A 24,329-nucleotide genomic window follows, 5' to 3' on the forward strand; every position below is an offset into this window, starting at 1 on the left:
GACATGGGCGTGAGAGTCAAGCGGAGGGAGCGCGAGATGCGGATCGGTGAGCTGTCCAGGCGTTCGGGGGTGAGCATCCGCTCGCTGCGCTACTACGAGGAGCAGCGCCTGCTCTCGCCGACTCGGCTGCCCAGCGGATACCGCGTCTACGACGACGCGGACGTGACCCAGGTGCAGCGCATCCAGGCGCTGCTGGCGGCCGGGCTCAGCACACGCAAGATCGAGCACATCCTGCCCTGCTTGGCCCAGCACACCGACGGCGTCGCCCTGTCTTGCTCGGACCTCTACGACGAGCTCGTCGCTGAACGAGACGAACTGCTGACCCGGATCGAAACGCTCCGCGCCTCCGTCGAGGCCCTGGAGACGGTCATCTCCGCGAGCCCGAGACCTGTTGCGGTGCACCACGACGACTTGACTCTCACACCAGCGTGAGGCTTTAGCGTCTCGGCTATGAGCAAGCGCATCGCCTACTACGCATACGGCAGCCCTGACGTCCTCCGGGCGGAAGACGAGCGCCCTGGCGCCCCGGGCCCTGGGCAGGTGCGTCTCCGCCAGGAGATGATCGGCGTGAACCCGGTGGACTGGAAGATGGTCGCCGGCTATTTCCGTCAGACCGACCGCGCCCCGTTCCCGCATGTGCCCGGTTGGGCGAGCGCTGGCATCATCGAGCAGGTCGGCCCCAGGGTCGCAGGCCTCTCGGTCGGCGATGCGGTGATCGCCGGGGCCCACGGCGGCGCATACCGGGAGCAGCTCGTCATCGACGCACGCCTGGTCGTGCCGCGCCCCGAGGCGGTGAGCATCGAGCAGGCCGCCGCCCTGCCCTCCTCGGCGGTCGCGGGCTACTCGTTGGTGCAGAACCTCCGCATCACAGACGAAGACACGCTGCTGGTGCACGGGGCCGCGGGCAGCGTCGGAGCTGCGACCGTGCAAATCGCGCTCGACCAGGGGGCACGAGTCATCGGCACGGCCTCGGCCCGCAACCACAACTACCTACGCTCCCTGGGCGCCATCCCCGTCCTCTACGGCGACGCCCTCGCCTCCGCACTCCGCCGGCTCGGCCCGATCACCGCCAGCGCTGACGCGGTCGGCGGACGAGAATCAGTCGACGCGACCCGAGCAGTGCTCGTCGAGGGCGGCCGTGCAGTGACGGCGTGGGGCGACGAGCATTCCCGCGCCGCGGACATCCCGTGGGTGCGGCACCCGGACGACGAGTTGGAGCAGACCGTCGCGATCGCCGCTCGGGGCGCGCTCACGGTCCGTATCGGCGAGACCTTCCCACTCGAGTCCGCCGCAGACGCTCTCGAGCTCAGCCACACGGGTCACCCGGCTGGGAAGATCCTCCTCGCGCCCTGATAGCCGGACGCTCACACGGCCGTCGACAGCGCACGGAACACGCCACCCGACGAATGGAGAACATGGACCTAGATCGGGAAAGAGGCGGTGCGAGTCCTACTCCCGACCGTGCGTCACGGTGGGGCTCCGTATCTGACGAGGCACCGACCGCCCAATTTCTACACGTGGTGCGCCGACTCGAATTTCTCAGAACAACGTATTTCGACGTAGCGGTGGAGATCGTGTTTTCCACCGAACAGTTCCCTCGCCTCGGATCGGGTGCTGCAACCGCAGGATCCGAGGCGGGAATCACCGACGTACTCAGTAGCCGGCAACCGGATCGACGACGGCAGCCAACGCCTCGCCCTTCGCGAAGCGGGTCACGTTCTTGGAGACGTGATCCGCAAACGCGGCGGGGCGAACGCCTGGCGGATTGGAATCGTGGGGAGTGATGATCGCATTCGTCAGATCCCACAGAGGGTGACCGTCAGGGAGGGGTTCGGGGTCGGTGACGTCGAGTCCGGCGCCGCCGATCTGTTCCGACTCGATCGCCTCGACCAGCGCGTCGGTGTCGACCAGTGATCCGCGCGCTACGTTGATCACCCAGGAATGGGGTTGCATCGCTGCCAACTGTGCGCGGCCCACGAGGTGACGGGTGGCCGGGGTGGCAGGGGCCGCAATCACGAAGTGATCTGCGCAAGAATAGATTTCATCCATCCTGGATGCAGGGTACGTTGAGATGGCTCCGGGAACCGGGCTACCGGAACGATTGACTGCGATGCTGTCCGTCCCCTGCGCGGCCAGCATCGGAATCAGCGCGCGGCCGATACCGCCTGCGCCGATGATCGCAACCGTCGAACCACGGAGGGTGCCAATCTTGGGAAAGAACTCGAACTGACGCCACGTTCGAGCTTCGATGTGCGCGGGCAGGTGACGAACTCCGGCCAACAGCAGCATGAGCGCGTGCTCGGCCACCGATGCCGAAAACGCGCCGGCCGCCGAGGTCCACGTGATGTCGGTATCCTTCGGAATCACACCGGAGTCAAACCAATCCTCGATTCCCGCCGACGGCAACTGCACCCACCTGACCGACGCCGGCAACTCCGACGGAAAGGTTTCGGGTGAGCCCGCCCAGATCAGGGCGTCGGCAGTGTCGATCGGACTGATCAGACCACCGCCCCGAAGCACCGCGCTGTCGAGCAGTGCATCGGGGACGGGGCCGATCGCTACGCGTGGAGAGGTGTCAGTCGCCATGACTAGACGCTACGCGGGGACCTCCACCAGTGGGTAGACACCATTCTCGTCGTGTACCTCGCGCCCGGTGACCGGCGGATTGAACACACACAGCATGCGCATCTGCGTGTCGGGCTCGACGCGATGACGCTCGTGGCCGTTGAGCAGGTACATCGACCCCGGTGCGAGATCGTATTCCTTGTTGTTGTCGAGGTCGATCAGCTTGCCGGTGCCCTCGACGAGCCAGACAGCCTCGACGTGGTTGGCGTAATGGAACTCGTTGACCGAACCCGCCTTGATGGTGGTCTCGTGGAACGAGAACCCGACGCGGTCGCCGCCGAGGACGATGCGCTTGCTGCGCCAGTTGCCGTCCTCACTCGTGATGTCGCGGTCGGTGTCGGTGATCTCGGTGGTGGTGCGAACGATCATGGGAGAGTCCTTCCTCTAGCTGCAGACCTTGAGTGTCGCCTCGGCCAGGATGGAGAGGCCGTGCTCGAGCTCTTCGTCGGTAATCGTCAGTGCCGGAAGCAGTTTCACAACCTGGTCGGACGGTCCGGAGGTCTCGGCGAGCAGCCCCTCGTCGAATGCGAGCTGGCACACCTTTCCGGCGCGCTCCGGCTGGTCGAAGACCAAGCCCTGAACCAGGCCGCGTCCGCGGTGAGAGACCTCGCCGGGGAACTGATCGGAGAGATTGGCGAAGCATTCGCTGATGCGTGCGCCCTTCTTCAGCGTTGTCTTGGTCAGTGCGTCGTCGGACCAGTAGTGGTCGAGTGCCACCTTGGAGGTGACGAACGCGGGGTTGTTGCCACGGAAGGTGCCGTTGTGCTCGCCCGGTCCCCAGACGTCGAGTTCACGCTTGAACAGCGTGAGCGCCATGGGCATTCCGTAGCCGCTGATCGACTTGGACAGCGTGACGATGTCGGGAACGATTCCGGCCTCTTCGAAGGAGAAGAACGGGCCGGTACGGCCGCAACCCATCTGGACGTCGTCGACGATCAGCAGGATTCCGCGATCCGAGCACAGTGTTGCCAGCGCTCGAAGCCATTCGGGGCGAGCGACATTGACGCCACCTTCGCCCTGCACGGTTTCGACGATCACTGCCGCGGGGCGGTTGATTCCACTACCGGAATCATCGAGAACGCGGGAGAACCACTGGAAGTCCTCGGTGACACCGTCGAAGTAGTTGTCGAAGGGCATCGGTGTCGTGTGCACGAGGGGGACACCGGCGCCCGCGCGCTTCATCGAGTTACCGGTCACGGAGAGTGCACCAAGTGTCATTCCGTGAAATGCGTTGGTGAAGTTGATGACTGCCGAACGTCCGGTGACCTTGCGAGCCAGTTTCAGTGCAGCCTCGACGGTGTTCGAGCCGGTCGGCCCGGGGAACTGGACCTTGTAGTCCAGGCCGCGCGGCTCGAGGATGTTGCGCTGAAAGGTCTCCAGGAACTCGCGTTTGGCGACGGTGGACATGTCGAGGCCGTGCGTGATGCCGTCGTTCATGATGTAGTCGACCAGTGCGGATTTGAGCACCGGGTTGTTGTGGCCGTAGTTGAGTGCGCCGGCGCCGGCGAAGAAATCGAGGTAATCGCGTCCGTTCTCGTCACGAATCCAGGATCCGGATGCGCTGGTGAACACTGCAGGCCAGTCACGGCAGTAGCTGCGAACCTCGGACTCGAGGGTTTCGAAAATGCTTGCTTCGTTGATATTCATATCTTCTTTGTTCCTCCGGGGCATGCTGTATGCCGAGCGCGAAGTGCGCTAGGCGCCGATCGTGTAAAGATCTTCGGCTTCGTGTCCATCGGGAAAATCGTTGGGCGAGAACAAGGTCTGCCTGGTTATCGGTACTTCGCGTCGACGTGCGAGCGCAGTGAAGAGTGCGATCGAAGCCTCGTTGTCGGGGCTGATCGTCGTCTCCAGATGTGTAACACCCAGTGGGGCAGTGCGATCCATCAAGTCGGACAGCATGCGGGCAGCAATTGCCTTGCCGCGCTGGTCCTCGTCGACCGCGACTTGCCACACGAACAGGGTTTCCTGTGCGCTGGGACGGGTATAACCGGAAACGAATCCGACTACGCGGCCGTCTACCTCTGCGACGATGGACGTCGCGCTGAAATCCCTGCACCACAACAGGTATGCATAACTAGAATTGAGGTCGAGCACCTTCGAATCACGTGCGATCTCCCAGAGCCGGACTCCGTCATCGATCTGTGGGCTTCTGAACAACACCGCGTCCGGCGCGGTGGTCGGGATAGCTCTCGTATCAACAGGCTTCATCGGTCATCTGAACGTAACAATCATTGCTGTCGAAGTCATGCAGATGTCCGTTTCGGGCCGTGTGGAACCCGTTGCGCCCCAGGTGAGGACATGAATGTGATGGTGCTCACATTATGTAACTTTTGCCGTTGTCAGAGCGACTATTTCGGGCAAAAACTCGCTATTTCGGGCTCGCGAGCGCCAGCGGAAGTACCGAGTGAGCGCCAGCCTGTCGAAGTGCGCGTGCGGCCATCGTGAAAGTCCAACCGGTATCGGCGATTGCGTCGACAAGAAGTATTGGTCCCTGGTGGATACTCATGTCCGGGACTTCCCAAACATCGACCAGTCCGGACACGCGATAGGCGGAGTTCGCTGCCGACACCGGAGGGTGGTCGGGTCGCAAGCGAAGGGTGCCCAGGTCGGTCAATCGCCCGACCTCGGCCAACTTGGCAGCCAGGCTCGACACCAGCAACGGATGCGTCGTGGATTCGAGGGCCATGACACCGGTGGGGCGCTCGGCCCAATTCCAAGCCGCCAGAACGCTGATACACGCACTGACCACCGCATCGGGTACCTCTGCGTCGGGACCGTCGAAAAGCGTGCGGAGACGTTGGCCCCAGCCCAGGTCCGACATCCGTCCGAGAATGCGCCCGGTTTCCGGTCCCTCGGTGATCTTCCCAGAGAGCTTGACGCCCAGCTTGCTCAGACCGGTCGGCCACATCTTGCGCGGCTCGAGGTCGAATCCGGGGCGCTGCAAGCGTGCCCGAGTCTCGTCGAGGGCGGCGGTGTCGACAGTGGTGTCGTAGCGATTGCCGGTGCAGTTGTCACAGCGTCCGCACTGTGAGTTCTCCGAGGTCAGTCCAGGATCGTCGAGTTGTTCACGCAAGAAGGTCATTCGACACGTCGTGATGCTCTGGTACTCGACCATTGCGGCCTGCTCGGCCTGGCGAGCGTCGTCTAGTCGGCTGTAGCGCTCGGCGTCGTACACCCAAGGTTCGCCGGTGCTGATCCACCCGCCCTTGACACGTTTGACCGCACCGTCGACGTCGAGAACTTTGAGGACCATCTCGAGACGCGTGCGATTGAGCTCCACCAGAGGTTCGAGTGCCGGTGTCGACGTGGCCTTTTCGGTGTCGAGGTGTTCGATAACACTGCGGACCAGATGCTCGCGGGGGAAGGCGACCGAGGCGAAGTAGCTCCAGATCTGCTTGTCCTCGGCGCCCGGCAGCAGGATCACGTCGGCCCGGTCGGTGGAACGACCAGCGCGGCCCACCTGCTGGTAGTACGAGATCGGCGACGACGGTGCGCCGAGATGGACGACGAACCCGAGATCAGGCTTGTCGAAGCCCATTCCGAGGGCCGAGGTGGCCACCAGGGCCTTGACGCGATTGCCCAACAAGTCCTGCTCGAGGGATTCACGTTCGGTGGGATCGGTCTGGCCCGTGTAGGCAGCGACGGTATGCCCGCGTTCGGACAGCAGGCTTGCGAGGTCGCGTGCGGCCGAGACCGTCAGCGTGTAGATGATGCCCGATCCCGGCAGCGTCTCGAGCATGTCGGCGAGCCAGGCAGCGCGCGCCGTCGCCTCGGGAATGTGAACCACGGAGAGGTGAAGTGACTCGCGTTCGAGCCCGCCGCGAAGTACGAGCGTTTCCTCGCCGCCGACGCCGAGTTGGGCGGACACGTCCTCGACGACGCGGTTGTTGGCCGTAGCCGTGGTCGCGAGGACGGGGATGCCCTCGCCGAGTTCGGCGATCAACGTTCTGATGCGCCGATAGTCGGGACGAAAATCGTGTCCCCAGTCGGAAACGCAGTGAGCCTCGTCGACCACTACCAGGCCGGCATCAGCTGCCAGGGACGGCAGAACCTGATCGCGGAAGTCGGGGTTGTTGAGGCGCTCGGGGCTGACCAGAAGTACGTCGAGATCGTTGGCTGCGACGCGGGCGTGGATGTCGTCCCATTCGGTGACGTTGCCCGAGTTGATGGTTGCGGCTCGCACCCCGGCACGCTCGGCAGAACTGACCTGGTTTCGCATCAGGGCCAACAACGGAGAGACGATGACCGTGGGGCCGTGGCCTGTCGCCCGGAGCAGCTTCGCCGAGATGAAGTAGACCGCCGACTTGCCCCAGCCGGTCCGCTGGACGACGAGGGCACGCTTGCGTTGCACCACCAGCGCCTCGATGGCCGTCCACTGGTCCTCGCGTAGGCGGGCATCCGGCCCCGCGAGTTCGCGGAGCAGCCGCTCGGCTTCGTCGCGCATGGCTGGGGCAGTGGCGGTGGTCATGGACCCCATGGTGCACGACCCTGCCGACACGTGCGGGCTTCAGGCCTTGGCAACAGGTTCCTGGAGCTCGGTGACCCAGCCGTCGACATCTTCCGGGCACGCCAGCGTCACCTCACGGCTGGGGCCGGCATTGCGGTATCCCGCTGCGTCGATCCATTGAGCCAAGGCCTGATAGGCGGGCAGGCAGTTGTCCATCGAACCCTTGTGCAGCAGCGAGGCCACGTGCTCTTCGGCCCGCAGGTCCACCACAGCGAACTCGTAGTCGCCCTCGGGATCCGCGTCGACCGGTAGCGCGGCATGTACGACGACGTCCTCGTCGTCACCGGCATCCTCGTAGTAGGCGACAGCGGGTCCGACCGGGACGACACCGGCACGATCCAAACCGGTACAAAGCCGCTCGTACAACCCGCGAACGACCGGACCGATCGATGACGGATCCATCGTCTTGGCGGTACCGGTCAACTCCGCGACCCGCAGCGCCGGAACGGACTTGATCACAACCTCGTATGCGGACATCTGTCCCTCACTTTCGATGATGCGGAGGCGGCTGGACGTGCGCCAGTCGCGCGGTGTCTTCCTGGATCCGGGTCTCGAGTTCTGCTCGGCGAAGCGTGAGCATCCCGCGGATCTCGTCGACGGTGACCGCCGACTCCACCACCTGCTGGACCTGGGCCAGGGTCAGGCCCAACTCCTTGAGCGCGACGATGCGGTTGAGCAGCGCCAACTGGCCCGCGGTGTACGAGCGATACCCGGTGGATACGTCGACCCTCGCGGGTGTGAGCAGGCCGATGGCGTCGTAGTGGCGGAGCATGCGCACAGACACACGACCTGCTCTCGCGAAGTCTCCGATGCTCAACATGGTTACTCGCCCCGTTTCTCCCTCACGAACCCGACACCTACAGGTTTACGACCTCACACGGTGTCAGAGTCAAGCCGAGCTTGCTGTGTCAGAGTCAAGCCGAGCTTGCTGTGTCAGAGTCAAGCCTGACGCTTCAGCACTTTCTCGATCGCAGCGCGAGTAGGCGACGACACCGAAGCGCCGCGAACCGTCGTCGCCAGGCTTCCCGCCGTGGCAGCGAACTGCAGGGCGCGTTCATGGTCCTGCACCCACTCCACGGCGAAGGCCCCGGTGAAGGCATCGCCTGCGCCGGTTGTATCCACGGGTGTCACGGCCGGGGAATCGGCGTGGACGGTCTCATCACCGGACCGAAGGTCCGCGCCGCCTGCCCCGAGCGTCGTGACGAGGTATCGGACGTGACCGGTGCCCGCGGCCAACTGCTCCGACTCGGTCTGGTTGACGATCAGGATGTCGACAGACTCGATCAGTGCGCCCGGAAGGTCTTGCACCGGCGAAGGATTGAGGATGACGGTTGTTCCGTTGGCGCGTGCGTGCCGGGCCGCTGCGGTGACCGTGTCGAGGGGTATTTCGAGTTGGCACAGGAGAACGTCAGCGTGTGCGATCGCGTCGAGGTCTGCGTCGGACAACGAGGTGACCGAGGAATTGGCGCCTGGGACGACGATGATGTTGTTCTCCGCGTCCTCGCTGACGGTGATGGCGGCAACGCCACTCGGGCCGTCGACACTACGTAGCAATGCGGTGTCGACGCCGGCGTCCTCGAGCGTGTCTCGCAACTGGGTGCCGAAACTGTCTTCGCCGACCGCTCCGATGAACGAAACGTCGCCTCCTGCCTTCGCGGCGGCGATGGCCTGATTACTGCCTTTGCCTCCCGCCGTGGTGGCAAAGGCAGTGCCGAGCAGCGTTTCTCCTGGAGCGGGAAATCTGGACACTGAGGTGATCAGGTCCATGTTGATACTGCCGACGACGACGATTCGAGGCGTGCTCATACCTCGAGGTTATCGGCCTTCATTCTCTTTCGGCGAACCTTGCGGATGATCCGACGTGCTTCCTCGTCGGTGGCGACGGAGGGCGGCGAACCGTCGAGTGGTTTGCGCGCCGTCTCGGGGATGAGCAGTACCGCGATGCCGCCGATCACTGCCGCGATCATCATGTACATCGGCGCGACCAGGTTGCTGCCCGTTGCACTTTCGAGGGCGGTCAGCACCAGGGGAGTGGTTCCGCCGAAGATGGAGACCGCGAGGTTGTATCCGATTGCCAAGCCGCCGTATCTGATTCCGGTCGGGAACAGTGCGGGCAGCACGGACGGGAACACTCCGACGAACAGCAGGAGCAATCCGCCGAGAATTGCGAGTCCCAGGAAGACCGTCACGTAGTTGCCGACGCCGATCAACAGGTATGCGGGCAGGGAAAGGACGAAGAATCCGATGAACCCGCTGAGCAGTAATGGTTTACGCCCGACTCGGTCCGAGAACTTTCCGACGTAGCTGATTCCCATCATCATCACGATCATGACGATGATCATCAGAATGAGTCCGTGGGATTCGTCGTAACCCAACGTGTTGGTCAAGTACGTCGGCATGTAACTGAGCAGGCCGTAGTGAGCGATGTTGTACGTGGCCACGAGAACGATGCACAGAACGAGCGGTCGCCAGTTGTCGACGAGAGTTTCGCGCAGCTTCTTGCCGGTGGATTCGTCTGCGAGGGAGCGCTCTTCGGCCTGCTCCATCATCTGGAACGCGGGGGTTTCTTCCAAGCGCAGACGGAGGTACAGGCCGATGAGACCCAGCGGTCCGGCAATGAGGAAGGGGATGCGCCAGCCCCACTGGAGGAGGTCCTCGGCGCTGACGACGGTCTGGATGATCGTGACGATGCCCGCTGCCGCCACATATCCTGCCAGGGTGCCGAATTCGAGGAAGCTGGCGAAGAAGCCGCGCCGCTTGTCCGGCGCGTATTCAGCGACAAACGTACTGGCCCCGCCGTATTCGCCGCCGGTGGAAAAGCCCTGCAGTAGGCGTAGGAGTACCAGCAGGATCGGGGCGGCGATACCGATGGATTCGTAGCTCGGGATGAGGCCGATGGCGAAGGTACTGCCCGCCATCAGAATGATGGTGGTGGCCAGGACTTTCTTGCGTCCGATGCGGTCACCGAGTGGGCCGAAGAACAATCCGCCGAGGGGGCGGACGATGAAGGCTGCCGCAAAAATTGCAAAGGTCGAGAGGAGTTGAGCGCTGCCGCTCGCGTCCGGGAAGAACACTTTTCCGATAGTGGTAGCTAGATATGCGTAAACGCCGAAATCGAACCACTCCATGGCATTTCCGAGCATCGTCGCCTTGACCGCGCGCTTGACGGACGCATTGTCGGTGACGCAGACATCGGGTGATTCGGCCACTTCGAGAGCGCTGATCGAGTTCTCTGGTGTAGTCATGACATGCGCTCCCCAGCGCAATCATCGAACCGAGCGGGGCACGTACCTGATGCACGCATCTTTCGTTGCCCACTCGCCGATGAGCCGGTCGGGAAATCGAGCGTCCGCGTGCCCTGTGGCTCGTTGCGACCCCCGTCGCACGGCTCTGGCCCGCAGCAGTGTCCGGAGCCCAGAGGGCTCCGGACTACCGGCAAGTAAGACGCTTACGCTATCAAAGTTGTGCGCGGGAGCCGATTTTCGGGCTAGAAGGCGCGGGCGTACTGCGACGGGATATGCGGTCCTACCTCGGCGTTCAGTTCCCGAGCCGCCCGGCGCGCCCAGTACGGATCACGCAGCAGCTCGCGGCCGAGGAGCACGGCCACGGCGCTTCCGTCCTCGACGATCTTCTCGGCTTGTTCGGGTTCGGTGATGAGGCCGACGGCGGCGGCCGGCAGCACGCTCTCGTTCTGCAGGCGGCGGGCGAACGGAACCTGGTATCCCGATTCCACCGGAATCTGCGCCGCCGGTGAATTACCGCCGGTGGAGACGTCGACGAGATCGACTCCGTAGTCGGAGAGGATGTTGGCGAGGGCAACGGTCTGATCGGCGGTCCAGCTGTCAACCTCGAGCCCACGCTCTTCCGTCAGCCAATCCGTTGCCGAGACTCGGACGAAGAGCGGCAACTCGGCCGGCCACACCTCGCGGACTGCTGTCAGGATTTCGAGGAGCAACCGAATGCGGTTCTCGAAGCTGCCCCCGTAGCGGTCCGTTCGCTTGTTGCTCTCGGGGGAGAGGAATTGATGGATCAGGTATCCGTGGGCCGCGTGAATTTCCACGACCTTGAATTCGGCCTTCAATGCACGGGTTGCCGCCGCTGCAAAGTCTGCGACGACCTTTTCGATGCCCTCGATGGTGAGCTCGACCGGATCGGCGAGATGACCGAACGGAACCGCGCTGGGAGCAACTGTCTGCCAGGACAGACGGTCGTCGGCAGGCAGGCTCTTGCCGCCGCGCCACGGAACCTGCGTCGACGCTTTGCGTCCGGCGTGGGCCAACTGGATCCCGGGCACTGCGCCGAAGTACGCGAGTTGTGCGTTGATCTCGGCGAAGGCTTGCGCCTGCGTGTCGTTCCAAATTCCCAGATCAGCTGCCGATATCCGGCCTTCGGGACTGACGGCCGTCGCCTCGGTGAGAATCAGTCCGGTGCCGCCGATCGCACGGCTCACCAGGTGCGTGCGATGCCACTCGTTGGGCACTCCCACCTGGTCGCCGATGACGTCAGCCGAGTACTGGCACATCGGTGCCATCCAGACGCGGTTCGGGATGGTGACGCCGCGCAGGGTCAATGGCTCGAACAACACACTCACGGATGGCTCCTGACTCGAAGAAGAAGGTCGGTGGGTGCAACAGTGCCGCGCGCCGGAATTGTTCCCCGGCGGTCCGTCGAAATGTTCTCGGGTGGTCACAGCCTTGTTCCGCCGAGCAGTCCGCCGCGGTGGGTGGTTAATGTGTATTCATGACCGCTGTGACATCCACCGCAGAAACCGTCGACTCGAATGCGTCCGACACCAAGGCCGTCGTGCACGACGCCGCACGCCGAGCCCGTAAGGCTTCGCGTGTCCTGGCTCTGCTGACCACCGCGCAGAAGGACGCTGCGCTCCACGCCGCAGCCGACGCGGTACTCGCGGCCAGTGATCGGATTCTCGCGGCCAACGCTCTCGATATCGACACTGCGAAGGCCGGCGGCACCGAGGAATCACTGCTCGACCGACTTCGGCTGACCGCTGACCGGATCGAGGGCATCGCGTCGGGTTTGCGTCAGGTTGCCGGGCTACCCGATCCGATCGGTGAGGTGCTTCGTGGATCCACTCTGCCGAACGGCTTGGAACTACGCCAGCAGCGCGTTCCGCTCGGTGTCGTCGGCATGGTCTACGAGGCTCGTCCCAACGTTACCGTCGACGCTTTCGGGCTGACTCTCAAGTCGGGAAATGCTGCGCTGCTTCGTGGTTCGTCCTCGGCGGTCAAGTCCAACGAAGCGTTGGTGGAGGCGCTGCGCGCGTCGTTGGTTGCGCAGGGACTGCCCGAGGACTCCGTTCAACTTCTGCCGAGTGCAGATCGGTCGACGGTCACGCACCTCATCCAGGCCCGCGGCCTCGTCGATGTAGTCATACCGCGCGGCGGTGCCGGCTTGATCAGCGCAGTCGTGCGTGATGCCACCGTGCCCACCATCGAGACCGGTGTCGGTAACTGCCACATCTACGTTCACTCGGCCGCCGATCTCCTGATGGCCGAGAAGATTCTTCTCAACTCCAAGACCCGTCGGCCCAGTGTCTGCAATACAGCCGAAACCGTGCTGGTCGACTCTGCGATCGCCGAGACCGCCGTGCCGAAGCTGCTGCAAGCGCTCCAGATGCACGACGTCGTGGTCCACGGTGACCTACCTGGACTGGTCCCCGCCACCGAGGACGACTGGTCGAAGGAATACCTCACCCTCGACGTCGCTCTCAAGGTCGTCAAGGACTTGGACGCTGCCGTCGAGCACATCGACCAGTACGGAACCGGCCACACCGAAGCCATCGTGACGTCCGATCTCTCGGCTGCCCGCGAGTTCACCGCTCGCGTCGACGCCGCTGCCGTCATGGTCAACGCGTCGACTGCATTCACCGACGGTGAGCAGTTCGGATTCGGCGCCGAGATCGGCATCTCCACCCAGAAACTGCACGCGCGTGGCCCCATGGGGCTGCCGGAACTGACGTCCACAAAGTGGATCGTCTGGGGCGACGGGCACACCCGACCCGCCTGATCGTTGACCAGACTTGCCCCACCTCTCAAGGAGTTAACCGTGGACCGAGCACTTCCCGACACGACGCCGTTCTTCTCGACCGTCGACGACGTGATCGAACGTCTGGCCGAAACCGGCTACCTGTCCGACAAGGCCACGGCCACCTCGGTGTTCCTGGCCGACCGACTGGGCAAACCGCTGCTCATCGAGGGCCCGGCCGGTGTCGGAAAGACAGAACTCGCCCGCGCGGTCGCGCAGACCACGGGCGCGGAATTGGTGCGTCTGCAGTGCTACGAGGGTGTCGACGAGGCCCGTGCGCTCTACGAGTGGAACCACGCGAAGCAGATTCTGCGGATCCAAAGCGGCTCGGACCACAGCTGGGATTCGACGAAGGCGGATGTGTTCTCGGAGGAGTTCCTGCTCGCCCGTCCACTGCTCAAGGCCATTCGCCGCGAGGACCCGACGGTGCTGTTGATCGACGAGACGGACAAGGCCGACGTCGAGATCGAAGGCCTGCTCCTCGAAGTGCTCAGCGACTTCGCGGTCACCATTCCGGAACTCGGAACCATCACCGCCACCCGCAAGCCCTTCACTGTGTTGACCTCGAATGCCACTCGCGAACTCTCCGAGGCACTCAAGCGTCGTTGCCTCTTCCTGCATCTCGATTTCCCGGATGCGGACCTCGAGCGCCGCATCCTCGCCAGTAGGGTGCCGGAACTGCCCGAAGCGATTGCCGAGCAGCTGGTCAACACCATTCGCGTTCTTCGCGGAATGCAGCTCAAGAAGGTCCCTTCGGTGTCGGAGACCATCGACTGGGGCCGCACACTCCTCGCTCTGGGCATGGACACTCTCGACGACGATGCTGTTCGCGCCACGCTCGGCGTGATCCTCAAGCACCAGTCGGACCAGGTGCGTGCCGCCGCTGAACTTCGGCTGAACTGAGGTCTGACATGGCTCCCGCAGGATCGACGTCGCCGCTCTCGCCTGGCGGCCTGGCAGCGCCGCACGGGATTCCCGGTCACCTCGTCGATTTTGTCGAGGCGCTGCGACGACGCGGAATCATGGTCGGCCCGTCCGAGACCGTCGACGCCGGTCAGGTCATGTCGGTTCTCGATCTGCTCGATCGTGAGGCGCTTCGTGAAGGGCTGGCGTGCTCGCTCCTGCGTAGGCCGACCCACCGGGCGACGTTCGACGCCGTCTTCGATCTGTGGTTCCCCAAAGCGATCGGTGACCGGGCGGTCGGAGACGTCGACGTCTCACTGCCGCGTAAGCCCGACGGTTCGATAGATCTGCAGGCCTTGCGTGAGCTGATCGCCGAATTGCTGACAGACGGCAGCGACGAGGCGATGGAGTTGACCGAACTTCTCACCGCGGCAATGGTCGAGGAACTCGGGCAGTACCAGTCGAGCAACGGCCCGTCGTTCTCCGCCTACCAGGCACTGCGCGACGTCGCCCCGGAGACTTTGCTCAACAAGATCCTGCAGGGTCTTCTCGGCAACCAGGAGGGTTCCGGGTCCGAGGGCAAGGACAACTCCGACTATCAATCCGAGGTCGCCAAGCGCACGGCAGCGCAGCGCATCGCGGACTTCCGCAAGATGGTCGAGAAGGAAACGCGTCGACGCACGGCCGAGAATTTGGGCAAGGAACGGGTCGCCACATATGGCGTTCCGAAACTCGCCGAGGAAGTCGACTTCCTGCGGGCCTCCGACGCCGAACTCACCACGCTGAAGAAGAACGTCGCACCCCTGGCTCGTCTGCTGGCCAGTCGTCTCGCCGTGCGTCGTAGCCGCTCTCGCGCGGGTTCGATCGATCTGCGTCGCACGTTGCGCAAGTCCATGTCGACGGGCGGCGTGCCGATCGATTTGGTGCAGCGCAAGCCGAAGCGAGCACGGCCGGAACTTGTGGTGATGTGTGACGTATCCGGCTCGGTGGCGGGGTTCAGTCATTTCACCCTGCTGCTCGTGAACGCCTTGCGTGAGCAGTTCTCGCGAGTGCGGGTGTTCGCGTTCATCGACACGACCGACGAGGTCACGCGGTTCTTCGACTCGAACGCAGACCTCGGGTCCGCGATGTCACGGATGGTGCGTGAAGCCGAACTGATCACCTACGACGGCCACTCCGACTACGGACACGCATTCGGTGTGTTCCAGGAGAAGTTCGCGCAGACCATCACCAGTCGCACGTCGCTGCTGGTCCTCGGCGACGGTCGCAACAACTACCGCGACCCCAACCTGCAGTCGCTGTCGCAGATGGTGGCAGTAGCCAAGCACGCGCACTGGCTCAACCCTGAGCCGAAGGGGCAATGGGGGACGGGCGACTCCGCTGCAAAGGTCTACAACGAGGTCATCAGCATGCACGAGTGCCGCTCGGCCCAACAGCTTGCCGACGTCGTGTCCCGCCTACTGCCGGTCTGACCCGTAAGCTCGACACTCGTGCAGAAGGGACTATCGGTGGAACGTGCTCGACGCCTCGGAGTGATGGGTGGCACTTTCGACCCCATTCACCATGGGCACCTCGTTGCGGCCAGTGAGGTCGCCGACAGGTTCGGACTTGACGAAGTGATCTTCGTCCCCACTGGACGGCCCTGGCAGAAGCAGGGGAAGGGCGTCAGTCCTGCCGAGGACCGGTACCTCATGACGGTCATCGCCACCGCCTCCAACCCGCGGTTTTCCGTCTCTCGGGTCGACGTCGATCGTGAAAAAGTCACGTACACCGTGGACACACTGCGAGACCTCCGGGCCTACCACCCCGACGCCGAACTCTTCTTCATCACCGGTGCCGATGCGCTGGCCAGCATCCTTTCCTGGCAAGATTGGGAAGAGTTGTTCGCATTGGCGAAGTTCGTCGGGGTATCGCGACCGGGTTTCGATCTCAATGCCGAACACCTGGCCGGTCACCTCGACACCATGCCCGCCGACGCGGTCACGTTGATAGAGATTCCGGCACTTGCCATTTCGTCGACCGAATGTCGGCGTCGGGCAAGTGAAGACCGCCCCGTCTGGTACCTGGTGCCGGACGGAGTGGTGCAGTACATCTCGAAGCGGAACCTGTATCGACCTGTCGACGCGGAGCGCCGCGACGGAGCTACAACGATGTCGGAGCCCGCACCGGGGAAGTCGGAAGCCGTCCCGGGCGCAACCGACTCGAACTAGCCGAGAACTAAAAAGCACGTTCTCGCTTGCCGAGAACAATGAGTACTTTCTGAAGACGAAACTGGAGAACATCGAGTGAGCGCAAACACCGAAGCCATCGACATGGCACGCATCGCGGCCCTGGCAGCCGACGAGAAGCTGGCCACCGAAGTGGTGGTGCTCGATGTGTCCGAACAGCTGGTCATCACGGACTGCTTCGTGATCGCGTCCGCGACCAACGAGCGTCAGGTCAACTCGATCGTCGAGAACATCGAGGATCGCCTCCGTGAAGCCGGACACAAGCCTGTCCGTCGTGAAGGCACCCGCGAGGGCCGCTGGGCACTGCTCGACTACGCCGACATCGTCGTCCACGTCCAGCACGACGAGGAGCGCAACTTCTACGCTCTCGATCGTCTGTGGAAGGACTGCCCGACGGTCGAGGTCGAAGGCCTCGGACAGAACCGTCCCGGCCCCGCCGACGCCAACACGGTGTTCGAGACCGACACGGTTTCCGAGCCGGACGCGCAGGATCCCTCGCTGTGACTTCATCGGCGCCCAGTGCGGCGTCGAACCCTGTCCGCCGGCTCATCCTGCTGCGTCACGGACAGACCGGATACAACGCCGACTCTCGGATGCAGGGGCAACTCGACACCGACCTGTCGGAGTTGGGGCGTACGCAGGCCAAGAGCGCAGGTCCGGTAATCGCCGATCGCAGACCGTTGACGATCGTGTCCTCGGATCTGCGGCGGGCGTACTTCACCGCCGTCGCTGTCGGTGATGCCGCCGGACTTCCGGTCCTCACCGACACGCGTCTGCGTGAGACGCATCTGGGCGATTGGCAAGGCCTGACCCATCATGACGTCGACGAGCGCACTCCCGGTGTGCGATCTGCCTGGCGGGCGGATGCCACTTTGGCGCCGCCCGGCGGCGAAAACCGAATCGACGTCGCGAACCGCAGTCTTCCCGTAGTTCACGAACTACTGGAGACGCACCCGGACTGGGCTGAGAGGCCCGTGGTTCTGGTGGCGCACGGAGGCTTGATCGCGGCACTGACGGCGGCATTGCTCGACCTGCCCATCGATCGCTGGGCCGTCCTCGGTGGATTGGGAAACACCAGTTGGGTGCAACTCAGCGGACATGGTGACGTCAAGTCGATCGAGTGGCGACTCGACGTATGGAATGCTTCTGCGAGTGTCGCAAATGACGTCCTCTGACAGTGCCGACGGGCAGCGCCCCGTCCTCCTCGTGCTCGCGGATTCGCTGTCGTATTTCGGCCCCAAAGGTGGCCTCGCGGCAGATCATCCACGCATCTGGCCCAATATCGTGGCCGACGAACTCGGCTGGGATGTCGAACTGGTCGCCCGGATCGGCTGGACGTGCCGCGACGCGTGGTGGGCACTGACTCAGGATCCTCGTGTGTGGGCGGCTGTGCCGCGGGCCGGCGCCGTCGTGTTCGCGGTCGGCGGTATGGACTCGCTACCGTCCCCCTTGCCCACCGCACTCCGCGAGACCATCCGCTACGTTCGTCCTCCCGCGCTTCGACGCGTGGTGCGCGAGGGCTATCAGTGGCTGCAGCCGCGGCTTGCCCCTCTGGGCCGCCCGGTCGCCCTTCCTCCCAAGCTGAGCGTCGAGTATCTGGAAAGCTCGCGAAATGCGTTGGAGTACATGCGGCCGGAACTGCCGATGATCGCGACCCTGCCGTCCGTGCACCGCAGCGATGCCTACGCAAGCGTGCACGCCGGCCGGCCGGCTGCGGTATCTGCGATCACCGAGTGGGCAACGGAGAAAGACGTTCCCGTAGTCGACCTCGCGGATGCAGTGCGCGACAACGTCTTTTCCGAGAACGGCAATCCCGACGGTATCCACTGGGGTTGGGACGGTCACGTCGGCGTAGCCCGGGCGATGATTGCCGCTATCCGCGGGGTCGAGTCGCAGAAACCGGTTTCGCCGCAACTTGTCTCACCACCGAGCGAAGTCGGGTAGCAGAGTGCCGGTCGTCGTCGTCACGGATTCCTCCGCCTGCATTCCGCAGGAGTCGGCCAAAGCATGTGGCATTCAGGTGGTTCCGCTCCACGTGCTCCGTGACGGCTGCGACTTGCGTGAGGGCGTCGACGCAATGCCGAACGATCTGTCGGGAGTGACAACGGCCGGAGCGTCGCCCGCCGAGTTGTCCGAAGCGTACGCACGCGCCCTGGAGATGAGCGACGGTGACGGTGTCCTCGCTGTGCACATTTCACGCCAACTGTCGGGAACGTGGGAAGCTGGACGGGTCGCGGCCCAGGAGTTCGGTGGCGCCGTCCGGATCGTCGATTCACAGTCCGCCGGAATGGGTTTGGGATATCCAGTTCTCGAAGCTGCTCGCTTGGCCGGGAAAGGCGCTTCACTCGAAGAGGCATACGGCCGAGCCGTCGACGTCGCGAGCCGTGGGCGCTGCTACATCGTCGTCGACAAACTTGATCAATTGCGCCGGGGCGGACGAATCGGAACTGCGGCTGCACTGCTGGGTACTGCATTGGCGATGAAACCGATCCTGCATCTGGTGGACGGCAAGCTCGTGCTCGGCGAGAAGACGCGTACCACCACCAAAGCGCTTGCACGTTTGGTGGATTCGGCAGTCGAGCGCGCTGGTCTCGGTCGTGTGGCGATAGCCGTGCATCACATGCGAGCGCGAGAGCGTGCGGACAGGATAGCGGAACAGTTGGCCGAGCGCATTCCCGATGTTGCGGAATCCGTGGTCACCGACTTCAGCGCGGTTATCGGAGCGCACGTCGGCGTTGGCGCGATCGGTGTTGTGGTGTGCCCGTTGCCGGAGATCGACACGAGCGCCTGAGCGGTCTTGAACTTTGCTTTGTGGCTCGATCACAGTGCTGATGTCGATGCATCAAAACAAATCGATCGCGTAGATGTTCGTTCGCTCGTATCATTCTCGGCCGTGAGCCGATAGCTCGAACTTCATCGGTACCGCTGTCGGAATGGGTCGGGGGACGACTCTTCGCAGAGCATTCGGGGCGCAGGGGGAGAGAAGTCGCATGCAGATTGGCAACCTTGCGAGTTTCGCAGTTCTTTGCCTGGCGTTGTCGATATCGCCGGGTCCCGATTCACTACTGGTGATCAAACTTGCGCTTGAACGTCGATTCTTCGGGTTCATGGTGGCCGCGGGATCCGCAATCGGATCGATTGCATGGGCAGCACTTGTTGCGGTTGGAGCGGCAAGTTTCCTAGCGCACACTCCAATGGCGGCAGCAGCACTCCATGTCGCGGGTGGCCTGTATTTGATGTACCTGGGTGTCCGAGAGTTTCTCAATCGGGACACTTCCGACCTCGAATTGGATTCAATTGCTCTGCGGGCACAACCAACCGGATGGCGTGCATTCGCTCAGGGCTTCGTTTCGTGCATCCTCAATCCGAAGGTCGGATTGTTCTTTCTACTCGTGGCGCCGCAGTATGCGCAGCCATTGACGGTGTATTCCGTTCTCAGTCTCGGAATTGTCGATGCCGCAGTGGCATTCGGGTGGCTTGGAACTCTTGCATTCGGCGCGGCCTTCATGTCGAAGAAACTGAGCGACGCACGAATTCGACAACGTGTCTTCAGATCGATGGGCCTGGTGATCACAGCCGTCGGCGTCTATGTAGTACTGAGCGCTTTCGCCTAGGTATTCTCCGGCCGGATCACTCGGTGACCACAACCAGCAGCGAGACGAATTCTCCACAACCCGTGAGTTCTCCACAGATTGAAATTGTTCGTCGTTGGCGGCGAGGTCTCTCGTTAGCGTCCAGTCATGAGGATCAGCGAGGAGCGCGAGCGGGCGCGTGATCGCCTCGCGGCGATGGACGGAAACTACAGGCGGCGACACGAGGACGTCGACGAATTCGAGGGTTCAGTGTCTTTCGAGAGGTCCCCGCAGCCATTCGAGAGGTCCCCGGAGTGGCTTCAGGACTTCGAGGAGGACGAAAACGAAGCTCAACCCGTCGCGTCTAGGTTCGATCGACTGCCCGAGCGTTGGCGCGGAACACGTTGGCGCCCTAGCCGATCGGCGACCTGGGTGTTGGCGATCGTCGCTGCGCTGGCCACGGCGATCGGCCTGTTCACCGTGTGGTGGGATTCTCCGAGTATGCAGGCGGTCCCACCGCTGCCCGCAGCTCAGAACCTGGCCGAGCAGGGTGTTGCCGTGGTCAACACTGAAACCTCTGATTCAGCCCAGCCCGTACCCGCGGGCGTCGTAGCAGAGCAGCCGCCTGAGGCTCTGGTAGTCAGTGTCGTCGGGCTCGTGCGCACGCCGGGGCTTGTCAACCTACCTCCGGGCTCGCGCATCGCTGACGCGCTCGCTGCGGCAGGTGGAGTGCTCGACGGAGCCGAGACGGTGGGCCTGAATCTGGCGCAGAAGCTTGCCGACGGTGATCAGATCGTGGTGGGTGCTGCCGATCAGTCCGGCGGTGGTTCAGCGAGTTCGAGCACCACCGCGGGAGATACCGGCCCCGCCGCTGCAGGCGAAACGGGCGGAGCCGGCCTGGTGAACCTCAACACCGCGACCGAGGCCGAACTGGACGAGCTGCCCGGGGTGGGGCCGGTAACGGCCGCGGCGATTATTTCCTGGCGCACTTCCAACGGAAAATTCACGGACGTAGAACAATTGGGGGAAGTCGACGGGATCGGCCCGGCAAGGTTGGCGAAGCTGCGAGTGCTGGTGTCGGTATGACCGAATCGGAGGTCCAGCCCGTTCTCGACGCTCGGCTGCTGCCGTCGGCAGTCGCAGTGTGGGGGAGCAGCGCCGTGGGGATCTTGTACGGTGCGACCACTGCGTGGGTGCTGGCGGCATGTGCGGTTCCAGCGGCAATCCTGACTGTCGTCGTTGTACGCCGGACATCTGCGGGGTGGGCACGAATCATGTTGGCGGCATTACTGTTCGGTATCGGGTGCAGTGTCGTCAGCGGATGGCGGGCGTCCGAGGTGGAGAGTCACCCACTGACCCGAGCTGCCCTCGACGGAGCCTGGGTGAGTGTCGAAGTGGAACCTGTGGAGGATCCGCGCGCGGTCTCCGGTGCGGCGGGTCAAGGTCAGGTCTTCTTCAGGGCAACCGTCAATTCGGTGACTGCACATAACCACAGGTACTCCGGAGGCGGCCTGGTCACGATCCGGGCGCCCAGTGCGTCGTGGCTCGAAGTTGTTCCAGGGCAGAGCCTCACGGTTCGCGGCCGGGCGAGTCAGCCATGGCGTAGCGATTCCACGCTCGCCGTGATCACGTCCGAAGGGCCTCCCGTCGCGGTGGGAGAAGTGCCCTGGTATCAGCGATGGGCGAGTGTGGTGCGCACTCGTTTCGCGGCTGCGTGCTCGGCTGCGCTCCCGCCGGATCAGGCAGGTCTGCTGCCGGGCCTCGTCGTCGGAGACACGTCGGCGTTGTCGCCGGTGGTGAAGGACAACTTCACCGTTGCCGGGCTTTCCCATCTCACCGCGGTGTCCGGCGCCAACATCAGCATTCTGCTCGGGGCCGTCCTGCTGTTGGTCAGAGCGGCGGCGCTGAGTCCGCGGGTCGGCGCCGTCTTGGCACTGATGGCCCTCGTTGCTTTTGTTGTCGTCGCGAGGCCGTCGCCGAGTGTTCTGCGTGCGTCGGTGATGGGCCTGATCGGCCTGCTCAGTTTGGTCACCGGTCGTCGCAAACAGGCGCTGCCTGCTCTTGCTGCAGCTGTCATCGTTCTGGTTGTCGTGATGCCCGAGCTTGCCGTCGACTGGGGGTTTGCGCTGTCGACCACGGCCACGGGTGCGCTGGTGATCATTGCCCCCGTGTGGGTGGATGTCCTCCGTCGGCGAGGTTGGCCCCGTTGGCTTGCGGAGATGACGGCTGTCTCCAGTGCTGCGTTTGTCGTGACTGCACCGTTGGTGGGCGCCATGGCGGGAACATTCAGTGTCGTCACGATTGCCGCGAACATGGCGGTAGCTCCCGTGATCGGAATTATCACGGTGTTCGGTGCGGTGATTGCCCTGTGCGCGCTGATCAGTCCATCGATTGCCGTGTTCATTGCTCCGCTCGTCCGGCCTCCGATGGGGTGGCTGCTGTACGTGTCCGAGTGGACCGCGTCACTTCCCGGAGCGTCGGTGGTGGTACCGGCAGGAATGATCGGTGCTCTTGTCATCGCGGGCGTCTTACTGGCCGTAGCGCTGACACTGTGGAATCGGATCTCGAGATGGGTGGTCGGCGTCCTCGTGCTGGGTGTCGTTCTGGCCCTGATCTTTCAACATGTGTTAGGGGTGGCCGTATTGCTCCGGGGTGGGTACTGGTGATGTGCGACGTCGGTCAAGGGGACGGCCTCGTGCTCGCGACCGGAGACGACAGGGTGATTGTCATCGATGTCGGTCCCGACCCCACGTCGATGGATCGTTGCCTGAAGATGTTGGACGTCAACGACATCGCGTTGCTCGTGATCAGTCACTTTCACGCCGATCACATCGGGGGATTGGAAGCAGTTCTGGGTGGACGTTCGGTCGCCGCAGTCGGAGTCGGTTCGATGTTGTTGCCGGAGTCGGGTTTTCGAGCGGTGAAGGATGCCGCCGACTCGCACGGTGTTCCAGTTGTCTCGTTGCGGGCGGGCGCACAGTTGACGTTGGGATCGGTGAAGTTGGAGGTCCTCGGCCCGTCGGTTCCGGCTCCCCGCGATTCCGTCGACGCCGCGGATGCCGCGGATGCCGCCAACGATCAGTCGCTGGTGGTCATGGCGCACACGGACGCGGGTCGAATTCTGTTGACGGGCGACGCCGAAGTTGCGGGGGAGGAGGCCATTCTCCGATCGGGAACGGACGTGAAGGCCGATGTGTTGAAGCTACCCCATCACGGTTCCCGGACCACGTCGTCGGCATTTCTGGAAGCGGTGCGTCCGAGGTTGACGATGATCAGCGTCGGCGCCGGCAACAGTTTCGGGCACCCGAATGCTGAGGTCCTCGATGAACTGGCGTCGTTGGGTGGTGCGGTGGTTCGGACCGACCTCGATGGCACTGTCGCCGTGTACGGCGGGGGCGGCGGGTCTGTGTCGATCGTGTCGGTTCCTCGTGGGACCATCTTCGGGTGAGTAATCCGTCTGGTGTCGATCCGTTGCATCTTGTTCTGGGGGACGACGAGTTCCTCATCGACCGCACGGTGTCGCAGCTCATCAGAGCCGTCCGCGGTGATCGCGGCCAGGGCATTTCGGATCTCCCGGTGACCAAGATGCGTGCCGGAGACACCAACGCACCCGAGTTGGCTGAACTGCTCAGCCCGTCACTTTTTGCCGAAGATCGTGTGATCGTCTTGGAATCGGCCGCAGAAGCAGGCAAAGACGCCGTAGCTCTTGTACTCGAAGCGGCGCGCGAGCCTGCCGAAGGCGTCGTTCTGATCGTCGTGCACTCGGGCGGCGGTCGCGCGAAGGCACTGGCACCCGCGCTCGAGAAGCTCGGTGCCACGGTGCACAGCTGCGGAAAACTGAACAAGAGTCAGCTGGTCGACTTCGTCCGCGGTGAGTTTCGGACCGCCGACGTCAGGGTTGCGCCCGACGCGATCGCAGCGATGATCGAAAGTGTCGGCTCCAACCTCCGCGAACTGGCGTCGGCCTGCTCACAATTGGCGGCAGATACCGGCGGCAAGATCGACGTCGATGCAGTCCACAAGTATTACTCGGGCAAGGCCGAGGTTTCCGGTTTCGACGTGGCCGACAAGGTCATCGTCGGTGATACCCGGGGCGCACTCGAGGCTCTGCGATGGGCCGATCAGATCGGAACTGCCCATGTTCTGCTCGCTGATGCCCTCGCCGACGCAGTCCACACCATCGCGAAGGTAGGCCCGTTTGCCCGGGGCGGTGACCCGTTCCGGTTGGCTTCGGATCTCGGGATGCCTCCGTGGAAGGTCAAGAAGGCGATCAAGGAAGTCGGCGGCTGGGATCCCACGTCGATCGGCGCTGCGATGCAGATCGTCGCTGCTCTCAACGCCGACGTGAAGGGCGCCGCCGTCGACTCGTCCTTTGCGCTGGAGATGGCAGTGCGGAAAGTGTGTGCACTGCGGAAGAACTGAGGAAAACATGGCCGAGTGCGCGGG

Annotated in this window: 23 protein-coding genes and 1 pseudogene; 14 read left to right on the forward strand and 10 right to left on the reverse strand. The window is 63.6% G+C overall.

Annotation, left to right across the window (positions count from 1 at the left end; translation table 11 throughout):
* The first annotated feature begins 36 nt into the window (after positions 1 to 36).
* Positions 37 to 432, forward strand: a complete 396-nt coding sequence (locus QM716_RS10735; RefSeq protein WP_283304136.1) for a MerR family transcriptional regulator — start codon at positions 37 to 39, stop codon at positions 430 to 432.
* A gap of 18 nt (positions 433 to 450) precedes the next feature.
* Positions 451 to 1,353 (forward strand): NADP-dependent oxidoreductase, encoded by a 903-nt coding sequence (locus QM716_RS10740; protein WP_283304137.1) that lies wholly within the window; start codon positions 451 to 453, stop codon positions 1,351 to 1,353.
* A 300-nt stretch (positions 1,354 to 1,653) separates the two neighbouring features.
* On the opposite strand, the gene QM716_RS10745 is transcribed toward QM716_RS10740, so the two are convergent.
* From QM716_RS10745 to QM716_RS10790, 10 genes are all read right to left on the reverse strand, one after another.
* Entirely contained in the window at positions 1,654 to 2,586 is a 933-nt protein-coding gene (locus tag QM716_RS10745; protein WP_283304138.1) for a D-isomer specific 2-hydroxyacid dehydrogenase family protein, read from the reverse strand.
* A 9-nt stretch (positions 2,587 to 2,595) separates the two neighbouring features.
* On the reverse strand, positions 2,596 to 2,994 hold the full coding sequence (locus QM716_RS10750; RefSeq protein WP_003944463.1) for an ectoine synthase: 399 nt from the start codon (positions 2,992 to 2,994) through the stop codon (positions 2,596 to 2,598).
* A gap of 15 nt (positions 2,995 to 3,009) precedes the next feature.
* Positions 3,010 to 4,272, reverse strand: a complete 1,263-nt coding sequence (gene ectB / locus QM716_RS10755; RefSeq protein WP_230813966.1) for a diaminobutyrate--2-oxoglutarate transaminase — start codon at positions 4,270 to 4,272, stop codon at positions 3,010 to 3,012.
* A gap of 48 nt (positions 4,273 to 4,320) precedes the next feature.
* Positions 4,321 to 4,836, reverse strand: coding sequence for a diaminobutyrate acetyltransferase (ectA, locus tag QM716_RS10760; protein ID WP_003944572.1), 516 nt, complete (start codon positions 4,834 to 4,836; stop codon positions 4,321 to 4,323).
* A 160-nt stretch (positions 4,837 to 4,996) separates the two neighbouring features.
* Positions 4,997 to 7,096 carry a RecQ family ATP-dependent DNA helicase gene (locus tag QM716_RS10765; protein WP_283304139.1) on the reverse strand — a complete coding sequence of 700 codons (2,100 nt, stop codon included), beginning with the start codon at positions 7,094 to 7,096 and terminating at the stop codon, positions 4,997 to 4,999.
* A 39-nt stretch (positions 7,097 to 7,135) separates the two neighbouring features.
* On the reverse strand, positions 7,136 to 7,612 hold the full coding sequence (locus tag QM716_RS29360; RefSeq protein ID WP_283304140.1) for a GyrI-like domain-containing protein: 477 nt from the start codon (positions 7,610 to 7,612) through the stop codon (positions 7,136 to 7,138).
* 7 nt (positions 7,613 to 7,619) lie between these two features.
* Positions 7,620 to 7,955 carry a MerR family transcriptional regulator gene (locus QM716_RS29365; RefSeq protein WP_283304141.1) on the reverse strand — a complete coding sequence of 112 codons (336 nt, stop codon included), beginning with the start codon at positions 7,953 to 7,955 and terminating at the stop codon, positions 7,620 to 7,622.
* Positions 7,956 to 8,074: 119 nt separating this feature from the next.
* A complete protein-coding gene (locus QM716_RS10780; RefSeq protein WP_283304142.1) occupies positions 8,075 to 8,941 on the reverse strand; it encodes a ribokinase in 867 nt (288 codons plus the stop codon).
* Entirely contained in the window at positions 8,938 to 10,380 is a 1,443-nt protein-coding gene (locus tag QM716_RS10785) for an MFS transporter (protein ID WP_283304143.1), read from the reverse strand. Before QM716_RS10785 ends, QM716_RS10780 begins: the two co-directional genes overlap by 4 nt.
* A gap of 242 nt (positions 10,381 to 10,622) precedes the next feature.
* A complete protein-coding gene (locus tag QM716_RS10790) occupies positions 10,623 to 11,726 on the reverse strand; it encodes an NADH:flavin oxidoreductase/NADH oxidase (protein ID WP_283304144.1) in 1,104 nt (367 codons plus the stop codon).
* Between the two features lie 149 nt (positions 11,727 to 11,875).
* Between QM716_RS10790 and QM716_RS10795 the strand changes: the two genes are divergently transcribed.
* From QM716_RS10795 to holA, 12 genes and pseudogenes are all read left to right on the forward strand, one after another.
* On the forward strand, positions 11,876 to 13,162 hold the full coding sequence (locus QM716_RS10795; RefSeq protein ID WP_283304145.1) for a glutamate-5-semialdehyde dehydrogenase: 1,287 nt from the start codon (positions 11,876 to 11,878) through the stop codon (positions 13,160 to 13,162).
* A 39-nt stretch (positions 13,163 to 13,201) separates the two neighbouring features.
* Positions 13,202 to 14,083, forward strand: coding sequence for an AAA family ATPase (locus QM716_RS10800; protein WP_230813952.1), 882 nt, complete (start codon positions 13,202 to 13,204; stop codon positions 14,081 to 14,083).
* A gap of 8 nt (positions 14,084 to 14,091) precedes the next feature.
* Entirely contained in the window at positions 14,092 to 15,555 is a 1,464-nt protein-coding gene (locus QM716_RS10805) for a vWA domain-containing protein (RefSeq protein WP_283304146.1), read from the forward strand.
* 18 nt (positions 15,556 to 15,573) lie between these two features.
* On the forward strand, positions 15,574 to 16,293 hold the full coding sequence (gene nadD, locus QM716_RS10810) for a nicotinate-nucleotide adenylyltransferase (RefSeq protein WP_283304147.1): 720 nt from the start codon (positions 15,574 to 15,576) through the stop codon (positions 16,291 to 16,293).
* Positions 16,294 to 16,368: 75 nt separating this feature from the next.
* Positions 16,369 to 16,815 carry a ribosome silencing factor gene (rsfS, locus tag QM716_RS10815; RefSeq protein WP_003944502.1) on the forward strand — a complete coding sequence of 149 codons (447 nt, stop codon included), beginning with the start codon at positions 16,369 to 16,371 and terminating at the stop codon, positions 16,813 to 16,815.
* Entirely contained in the window at positions 16,812 to 17,486 is a 675-nt protein-coding gene (locus QM716_RS10820; protein ID WP_283304148.1) for a histidine phosphatase family protein, read from the forward strand. Before rsfS ends, QM716_RS10820 begins: the two co-directional genes overlap by 4 nt.
* A complete protein-coding gene (gene octT, locus QM716_RS10825; protein WP_283304149.1) occupies positions 17,473 to 18,255 on the forward strand; it encodes a diglucosylglycerate octanoyltransferase in 783 nt (260 codons plus the stop codon). Before QM716_RS10820 ends, octT begins: the two co-directional genes overlap by 14 nt.
* A 4-nt stretch (positions 18,256 to 18,259) precedes the next feature.
* A complete protein-coding gene (locus tag QM716_RS10830) occupies positions 18,260 to 19,102 on the forward strand; it encodes a DegV family protein (RefSeq protein WP_283304150.1) in 843 nt (280 codons plus the stop codon).
* A gap of 199 nt (positions 19,103 to 19,301) precedes the next feature.
* The gene (locus QM716_RS10835; protein WP_283304151.1) at positions 19,302 to 19,925 is read left to right on the forward strand and encodes a LysE family translocator; all 624 of its coding nucleotides are present in this window, start codon (positions 19,302 to 19,304) and stop codon (positions 19,923 to 19,925) included.
* A gap of 126 nt (positions 19,926 to 20,051) precedes the next feature.
* Positions 20,052 to 20,969 carry a ComEA family DNA-binding protein gene (locus tag QM716_RS10840; protein ID WP_283304152.1) on the forward strand — a complete coding sequence of 306 codons (918 nt, stop codon included), beginning with the start codon at positions 20,052 to 20,054 and terminating at the stop codon, positions 20,967 to 20,969.
* Positions 20,966 to 23,331 (forward strand): annotated as a pseudogene (locus QM716_RS10845) (ComEC/Rec2 family competence protein). Before QM716_RS10840 ends, QM716_RS10845 begins: the two are co-directional and overlap by 4 nt.
* Positions 23,328 to 24,305 carry a DNA polymerase III subunit delta gene (gene holA, locus QM716_RS10855; protein ID WP_283304155.1) on the forward strand — a complete coding sequence of 326 codons (978 nt, stop codon included), beginning with the start codon at positions 23,328 to 23,330 and terminating at the stop codon, positions 24,303 to 24,305. Before QM716_RS10845 ends, holA begins: the two are co-directional and overlap by 4 nt.
* Positions 24,306 to 24,329: the final 24 nt, after the last annotated feature.

The sequence above is a fragment of the Rhodococcus sp. IEGM 1409 genome (assembly GCF_030056735.1).
In the GTDB taxonomy this organism is placed as follows: Bacteria; Actinomycetota; Actinomycetes; order Mycobacteriales; family Mycobacteriaceae; genus Rhodococcus_F.

What these genes read in the sequence shown, in the direction of transcription:
- QM716_RS10735 (WP_283304136.1), top strand. Translation starts at nt 37, where the DNA reads ATGCGGATCGGTGAGCTGTCCAGGCGTTCGGGGGTGAGCATCCGCTCG.
- QM716_RS10740 (WP_283304137.1), top strand. Translation starts at nt 451, where the DNA reads ATGAGCAAGCGCATCGCCTACTACGCATACGGCAGCCCTGACGTCCTC.
- QM716_RS10745 (WP_283304138.1), bottom strand. Translation starts at nt 2,586, where the DNA reads ATGGCGACTGACACCTCTCCACGCGTAGCGATCGGCCCCGTCCCCGAT.
- QM716_RS10750 (WP_003944463.1), bottom strand. Translation starts at nt 2,994, where the DNA reads ATGATCGTTCGCACCACCACCGAGATCACCGACACCGACCGCGACATC.
- ectB (WP_230813966.1), bottom strand. Translation starts at nt 4,272, where the DNA reads ATGAATATCAACGAAGCAAGCATTTTCGAAACCCTCGAGTCCGAGGTT.
- ectA (WP_003944572.1), bottom strand. Translation starts at nt 4,836, where the DNA reads ATGAAGCCTGTTGATACGAGAGCTATCCCGACCACCGCGCCGGACGCG.
- QM716_RS10765 (WP_283304139.1), bottom strand. Translation starts at nt 7,096, where the DNA reads ATGACCACCGCCACTGCCCCAGCCATGCGCGACGAAGCCGAGCGGCTG.
- QM716_RS29360 (WP_283304140.1), bottom strand. Translation starts at nt 7,612, where the DNA reads ATGTCCGCATACGAGGTTGTGATCAAGTCCGTTCCGGCGCTGCGGGTC.
- QM716_RS29365 (WP_283304141.1), bottom strand. Translation starts at nt 7,955, where the DNA reads ATGTTGAGCATCGGAGACTTCGCGAGAGCAGGTCGTGTGTCTGTGCGC.
- QM716_RS10780 (WP_283304142.1), bottom strand. Translation starts at nt 8,941, where the DNA reads ATGAGCACGCCTCGAATCGTCGTCGTCGGCAGTATCAACATGGACCTG.
- QM716_RS10785 (WP_283304143.1), bottom strand. Translation starts at nt 10,380, where the DNA reads ATGACTACACCAGAGAACTCGATCAGCGCTCTCGAAGTGGCCGAATCA.
- QM716_RS10795 (WP_283304145.1), top strand. Translation starts at nt 11,876, where the DNA reads ATGACCGCTGTGACATCCACCGCAGAAACCGTCGACTCGAATGCGTCC.
- QM716_RS10805 (WP_283304146.1), top strand. Translation starts at nt 14,092, where the DNA reads ATGGCTCCCGCAGGATCGACGTCGCCGCTCTCGCCTGGCGGCCTGGCA.
- octT (WP_283304149.1), top strand. Translation starts at nt 17,473, where the DNA reads ATGACGTCCTCTGACAGTGCCGACGGGCAGCGCCCCGTCCTCCTCGTG.
- QM716_RS10835 (WP_283304151.1), top strand. Translation starts at nt 19,302, where the DNA reads ATGCAGATTGGCAACCTTGCGAGTTTCGCAGTTCTTTGCCTGGCGTTG.
- QM716_RS10840 (WP_283304152.1), top strand. Translation starts at nt 20,052, where the DNA reads ATGAGGATCAGCGAGGAGCGCGAGCGGGCGCGTGATCGCCTCGCGGCG.